The sequence below is a fragment of the Hamadaea sp. NPDC051192 genome (assembly GCF_040682475.1).
GTDB lineage: Bacteria > Actinomycetota > Actinomycetes > Mycobacteriales > Micromonosporaceae > Hamadaea > Hamadaea flava.
Genome location: NZ_JBFBAZ010000015.1, coordinates 91,609 through 97,969, shown reverse-complemented (window position 1 = coordinate 97,969; position 6,361 = coordinate 91,609). Strand labels below are relative to the sequence as shown.

4 protein-coding genes are annotated in these 6,361 nt (G+C 71.8%); 1 reads left to right on the top strand and 3 read right to left on the bottom strand.

The window, feature by feature from the left end:
• Nucleotides 1–81: 81 nt before the first annotated feature.
• The 3 genes from AB0M47_RS09505 to AB0M47_RS09495 form a co-directional block, all read right to left on the bottom strand.
• The gene (locus AB0M47_RS09505; protein ID WP_363411066.1) at nt 82–3,570 is read right to left on the bottom strand and encodes an ABC transporter ATP-binding protein; all 3,489 of its coding nucleotides are present in this window, start codon (nt 3,568–3,570) and stop codon (nt 82–84) included.
• A 51-nt stretch (nt 3,571–3,621) separates the two neighbouring features.
• The gene (locus AB0M47_RS09500) at nt 3,622–4,206 is read right to left on the bottom strand and encodes a hypothetical protein (protein ID WP_363411063.1); all 585 of its coding nucleotides are present in this window, start codon (nt 4,204–4,206) and stop codon (nt 3,622–3,624) included.
• 74 nt (nt 4,207–4,280) lie between these two features.
• Complete coding sequence (locus AB0M47_RS09495) at nt 4,281–5,471, bottom strand: MFS transporter (protein WP_363411060.1); 1,191 nt, start codon at nt 5,469–5,471, stop codon at nt 4,281–4,283.
• A gap of 135 nt (nt 5,472–5,606) precedes the next feature.
• Between AB0M47_RS09495 and AB0M47_RS09490 the strand changes: the two genes are divergently transcribed.
• On the top strand, nt 5,607–6,227 hold the full coding sequence (locus AB0M47_RS09490; RefSeq protein ID WP_363411058.1) for a GNAT family protein: 621 nt from the start codon (nt 5,607–5,609) through the stop codon (nt 6,225–6,227).
• The last annotated feature ends 134 nt before the right edge of the window (nt 6,228–6,361 follow it).

Genomic DNA, 6,361 nt, shown 5'->3' with positions numbered 1-6,361 from the left:
GGGTTCCGGGTCGAATCTTGGCGCATGATTCGACGTAGAACCCTGATCCAGCGCCAAAAACGCTGGCGTGCGCAGACGGGGTCAGCCGGCGAGGTGGCCCCAGGTGCGTTCGAGGCGCGCCCACGGCCCGCGGGCCTGGACCGCACCGTCGATGATCACCACGACCTTGTCCGCCTGAGCCAGCGCCGCCCGCTTGGACGTCGACCCGATCACGGTGATGCCACGATCGCGCAGCGCCCGCCACAACGCGAGTTCGGTGGTCACGTCCAGCGCCGAGGAGACGTCGTCGGCGACGAGCAGTTCCGTACGCGGGGCGAGCGCGCGGGCCAACGCCAGGCGCTGCAGCTGGCCACCGGACAGGCGGGTGCCCTTGTGCCCGATGATCAGCCCGAGCCCGGCCGACGAAAGGTCGTGGTCGAGCTGCGCGGTGGTGACCGCCGCCTGCGCTTCCAGGTCGTGGCCGAGTTTGATGTTGTCGGCGACCGACCCGGACAGCACGCGCGGCAGCTGCGCCACGTAGCCGACCTGGTTCGGCCGCAGGAACAGCTCCGGCCGCGTGATCGGCTCGCCGTTCCAGCGCAGGTCGCCGGTGTGGTGCACGATGCCGGCCAGTGCCCGCAGCAGCGACGACTTGCCGGAGCCGACCGGTCCGACGACGAGGACGAGTTCGCCTCGGTCGACGGTCAGGTCGACGTTCTGCACCGCGATGGTGCCGTCCTCGTGCACCGCCGTGAACCGCGCCAGTTCCAGGCGCTGGAGCGGCGTACGGGGGGCCGGTTCCGGGGCGGGGGCGGTGCCTTCGGACAGGTCGACGCCGTTGACGGCCTTGGTGTAGTCGCCGACGCCGGCCATCGACACCGTCCGCTTGGTCCATACCCGGGCCGACGGCAGCGACGAGATGAGCGAGGCCGTGGTCCACGCGAACCAGCGCGCGGAGCCCAGCGTGGACACCGCGACGAGGGTCGCGCCGGACGACAGCGAGCCGCCCAGGTACATCGCCCACGCGCCGATCGGCAACAGTCCACTCAGGATCGCCGGGGTCGAGCGGGCCCAGACCTGCACGGCGATCTCACGCCGCTGACGATCGCTGCGCGTCGTGTCCAGCCTCGCGAGATGGTCCAGCACCGGCCCGGTCGCGCCGGCCAACTTGACGGTACGCGCAGCGGTGAGCGACGACACGAGCGCGGTGGCGAAGGCCGCCCGCGCTGCCACGGTGTTCTTGGCCGAGCTGGCCAGCTTCGGGCCGAACAGGGTCGCCGCGAGTCCGCTGAAGACCATCGTGCCGAGGAAGAACGCGCCCGGGACCAGCGATCCGGAGATGAGCGTCATCGCGGCGACCGTCGTGAGGGAGATCCACTGGTCGACGACGTTGTCGGCGAGGAACACGACCCGTTCGGTGTCGCCGGACTGCGCCACGACCTCGGCCGGGGTGTGGTTGCTGACCCGGCGCGGGCCGGTCTGCCCGTACACCAGCCGCTGGCTGATCCGCAGCATCTGCCGGACCCACCACTCGGGATACCAGCGGTTGACGGCGTACGGCATCGGGGCGGTCAGCAGCAGCGCCGAGACGATCCCGACGGCCGGCCAGAGCAGGCCGCCGTCGCCGTCCACCAGGTCGCTCCACAGCCATGGCAGGGCCGCGCCGTCGAGACCGAACACGATCATAGCCATGAAGATGGCCAGCGAGGTCAGGCCGAACTTGGGATCGTTGAACGTCAGCCGGACGATCTGGCCCAGCGCCCGCGCCTTGGGCTGCTTGGGCAGCGGCGGCGGATCGGTCTTGCCCTCGCGCTTGGCCGGTTGGGCCGGGATGACCGGCTCGGGCTCCGGCTCCGGCCGTTCGGCGAGCGCCACGCCGCCCGTGCTCGCGGTGCTGTGCGCCGCCGCCGCGACCGGTTCCGCGGCGGCTTCGATGCTGGTGGCGAGCAGTTGCGCGAACCGCTCCGACTCCTGCAGCGGGCCGGCTTCGACCACGACGCCGTCGGAGAGGATGACGACTTCGTCGCAGTGCTGCACGGACGACAGCCGGTGGGCGATGACGATGCCGATCCGGTCGCGCAGCAAACGTTCGGTCGCCCGCTGCACGCGGCCCTCGGTCACCGGGTCGAGGCGGGCGGTCGCCTCGTCGAGGATGACCACCTGCGGATCGCGTACCAGGATCCGGGCGAACGCGACGAGCTGCTCCTGCCCGGCCGACAGCACGTGGCCGCCGTCGCCGAGCCGCGTCTGCAGCCCCTCGGGCAGGTCGGCCACCCAGTCCTGCAGTTCCAGCTGCTGGATGGCGTCGGCGGCGTTGGGCAGCAGGGCGGGATCGAACAGCGCGATGTTCTCCGCCAGCGTGCCGGCGAGGATGTCGGTACGCTGCGGCACGACCGCGATCCAGCGGCGCAGCTGTTCGACGTCGAGGTCGAGCAGATCCGTCCCGGACAGCAGAACCGTTCCCCGTGGCAGGGCCACCGCCCGGGTGAGCACCTTGGCCAGCGTCGACTTGCCCGACCCGGTACGCCCGATGAGCGCGTACGACCGGCCCGGGGCGAAGGTCAGGTTCACGTCGTGCAGCGCCGGCGGGCGGTCGTCGCCGTGCGCGTACCGGAAGGTCAGGTCGCGTACGCGCAGCTCGCCGGGAGCCGGGGGCTGTCCGCCGACCGGCTCCTGGGCCGATTCGCGGAGCAGCACGACCCGGTTCCAGGCGCCGAGGGCGTACTGAAGTTCGGGGACCATCCGGCTGACATGCTCGACGGTGCCGCCGAAGGCCAGCGCGAGCAGCCAGATCGCGGTCAGCCGCGCGCTGTCGACCCGGTCGCCGGCCAGCGCCCACACTCCGCCGAGGACGACGAGGGCGATGCAGACGCGGGTGGTGATCGCGGCGATGGCGGTCATCACGGCGGTCCCCCGCCACACCCGGCGGCCGCGTTCGAGGACGACCTTGGCCCGCCGCGCGAACAGCCGCATCACGTACGGCCGGGCGAGGGTGGTCCGCACGTCATCCTGCCCGTGGATGGACTCCTCCATCACGGCGGCCAGATCGGACCAGGCCTCCTCCTCGGCCATCCGGGCCGGGGTGATCAGCTGGGCCGGTTTGCGCAGCTTCCAGACGAGGAACGCCGAGACGAGCACCATCGCGATGCCGGCCGGCCACCACACGAACACCGAGATCGCGACCGAGAGCACCGCTACGGCCACGCCCTGGGCGATGCGTACGCCCTGCGCCCGGACCGACGACGCGACCTGGTTGACGTCGCTGTCGATCCGGTCGAGCAGCTCGCCGACCGGGGTGCCTTCGAGTGTGGGCAGGTCCTGCCCGAACGCGACCTGGCACAGCTGCCGGCGTACGCGCGCCGACCAGTCCGCCGTCAGGCGGGCCATCACGAGGCTGATCACCAGGTCGCTGAGGACCGCGAGGACGAGCGCGACGGCCAGCAGGGTGAACAGGACACCGGACCGGTACATCAGCACTGGACCGGCGATGGCGGCGCCCACGGCCTGGCCCGCCGCGCCGAGCGCGACCAGGATCACCACGACCAGGGCCCGACGGGGTGAGGCAGACCACAGGTCCCGGAAGAGGCGCATCCTCCCAGCTTGCCGACCCGTGGCCGGGTGCTCAACCGGATTTATCCAAGATCACGCCCGGAGCTGCGCCGCCACGGCGGTGACCATGTACTGGAACTGTGGGGCGACTGTCTGGTGGCGACCGGGGACCCCGAGCGCGCCCGCCGGGAGGAACGCCAGATTGCACCGGTTACAGAAGAATGCGGCGTTCCACACCGCCGACTGCGACGGATAGATCGCCGAATAGGCGTCGAAAGCCCGCTGCGCCCGCTGCCGGGACGTGATCCGGTGGACGATGAGCGCCACCGCGACGAGGAGGAACGGGCCGCCGATCGCGGCCCAGAAGATCACGGCGTTGCGTACGGCGTCGTCGGCTCCGCTCGCGAGCAGCGGGACGGTGAGGCAGCCGGCCGCGACCGGGGCGGCCAGCGCCAGCCCGATGAGGAACCCGCCGCGCCGGGGTGGCATCGCCGGGACGGGCGGCGGGGCCAGGGTGTCGGCCAGCAGCGTGCTCGTGCGGCCCGACGTACGCGTCACGGTTCGGCCGGCGACCGGGACGGCCCGGCCGCCGGCGAACCCCACTCCGCTGGTCACCCCGGTCGACACCGCGCTGTAGGTGCCGGACTGGGACTCGTAGAGGGAGCGGACGCTGTGCACCTGATCATGCTGTGCACATTGTGGACAGTCGAGCGCGGTCATGCGTGATCATGGCATACCCGCGCTCGTCGCGATCACGAGATCGCGACGGCTGGGCGTACCGGAATGGCGCGGGCGAGGCGGCGGCCCGGCAGGGCCGCCGTGCCGAGCAGCACGAGCGCTGCGACGGCGTACAACAGTTGGGCGGGAACATGATCGGCCAAGGCTCCGGCCAGTGCCGTCCCCGTGGTGATGCCCGCGTTGCCGGCCGTGTTGACCCACACCGACGCCCGGGTCCGGGCACCGGCCGGGGCCAGCTCGTCGGCGAGCGCGTACGCCATGATCAGGCTGGGTGACAGCAGCAGACCGGTCACGATCAGCCCGGCCGCGAGCATCCACAGCGGACTGAGCAGGATCAGCCCGCCAACGAACGCCGCCAGCAGCAACGCCACCTTCGGCAGCAGCCGGGCGAACGGCGTCGCCCAGGTACGCCGCCCGAACAGCAGCCCGCCGACGGCGCTGCCGGCCGACATCCCGGCCAGCAGCCAGCCCGCCGTCGCCGGGGTGCCCGCGTGCGCGGCCGTCACCGGGACCGCCACGTCGACCAGGCCCATCGCGGCGAACAGCCCGGCCAGGGTGAACAGCATCGGCAGGAAGCCCGGCGAGCGCAGCAGCCCGACGCCTGCCTCCGTCGCAGCGTCCCCCGCGTCGGCCGTGTTCGGCGTACCAGAGGTGGCGGGGCCGAAGCCGAACACGGCCGAGCCGGTGATCATCAGCGCCAGGGCCAGCGCCAGCGCGACCCGGGGATCGGCGATCGCGATCGCCACGCCAGTGATCAGCGGACCGGCGGTGAACAGGACTTCCTCGACGACCGCGTCGAGGCTGAGCGCCCGCAGCCGCAGTGGTCCCTCCGGCATCAGATCGGCCCACACGGTACGCATCGTCGGCCCCAGCGGCGGCGGGCATGCCCCGACCAGGGCAGCCGTCAGCAGCAAAAGCGGAGTCGGCGCGTGCGCCTGGGCGGCCCACACGAGCAGGATCGTGCTCACGGCGTACAAGCTGGCGAAAACCGGCAGGACGCGGCGGCCGAACCGGTCGATGAGCCGGGCCCGCCCCGGACCGCAGAGCACGACGGTCAGGTTGAGGGCCGCGGCCGTGAGCCCGGCGGTCCCGAGCGAGCCGGTCGCCTGGGCGACGGTGAAGAAGAGCGCGAGCGGCAGGATGCCGTACGCGAGACGGCCCACGGTGGCGGGCAGGAACAGCCGCAGCACCTGCGGCCTGGACAAGACGGCACGGTAAGACGTGCCCGCACGAACGGCGGACATGGAAAAGACTCCCGGAAAATCGACACGAATGAGGGCGGCGTCAGGTGCGCGCCGTCATTAGTGCGGTCCGGAAGTCACGTCAGGCACACTAACAGGGTGACGTTCGATCTTGGTAGCCCTACGTTGGAGGGCCGGCTCGTCCGGCTGGAGCCGCTGGATCAGCGGCACGCCGACGACCTCGCGGCTGCGGCGGACGTGGATCGGTCGTCCTACGGGTTCACCTGGGTCCCGACCACGTCCGAGGTGGCGGACTACATCGCGGCGCAACTGGCCCGCCGTGACGCCGGGAAGCTCGCGCCGTTCGCGCAGATCTCGGTCGCGACCGGGCGGGCGGTCGGCTGCACGGGGTACTGGGATCCGCGGCTGTGGCCGGACAGCGACCGGCTGTGCGCTGTCGAGGTCGGCTTCACCTGGCTCGGCGCGGCCGCCCAGGGCACCGGCATCAACGTCGAGGCCAAGCTGCTGCTGTTCGCGTACGCCTTCGAGACCTGGGACGTCGCCCGGGTCGACCTCAAGACGGACGCCCGCAACGCCCGATCCCGGGCCGCGCTGGCGAAGCTCGGGCTGCAGTTCGAAGGCGTGCTGCGCAACTGGTCGCCGTCCTGGGCTCCGGGCGAGCAGGGGCGGCTGCGCGACTCCGCGATGTTCTCCGTCGTCCCGGCGGAATGGCCGGCCGTCCGGTCCACCATGGAAGCGCGCCTCGCCCGCTTCCTGTGACGCGTGACGCGTGACGCGTGGCTTCGTGACGCGTGGCTTCGTGACGCGTGGCTTCGTGACGCGTGGCTTCGTGACGCGTGGCTTCGTGACGCGTGGCTTCGTGACGCGTGGCTTCGTGACGCGTGGCTTCGTGA